Source organism: Helicobacter didelphidarum, from assembly GCF_003364195.1.
Classification (GTDB): Bacteria; Campylobacterota; Campylobacteria; order Campylobacterales; family Helicobacteraceae; genus Helicobacter_A; species Helicobacter_A didelphidarum.
In genome coordinates this window covers 1-311 of record NZ_NXLQ01000245.1, presented here as the reverse complement: position 1 = coordinate 311, position 311 = coordinate 1, and the positions used below count along the sequence as shown (strand labels likewise).

Annotated in this window: 1 pseudogene; it reads right to left on the bottom strand. The window is 33.4% G+C overall.

The annotated features are described in order from the left end of the window. Positions 1-21: 21 nt before the first annotated feature. Positions 22-311 (bottom strand): annotated as a pseudogene (locus CQA53_RS12125) (hypothetical protein); the annotation flags it as partial.

Sequence of the window (311 nt, the reverse complement as noted above, 5' to 3'; positions counted from 1 at the left end):
AAATCAAAGATTCCCTTGAAATTATCCAAAAGACAACGCATTGTCTTGCATTATAGGATAATCATCATTATATCTTTTTAATGCTCTAGCACTAGGGAGTATTACAGAAATAAGAGAACAAGGAGTAGGAACACCTGCTATATTATTAGTGCAACCTACAATGCTAGAGTTCATTAAATCAGATTCTAAAATCATAGGAATGTCTTTAGACTTGAAGCTTTTACCTTTCTTGCTCTTTAGCTTTACTCTGCCATTATGAGGACATTTTAATTCATTATCTTCTAATATAGGACAGAGGAAGGCAGTGGAGA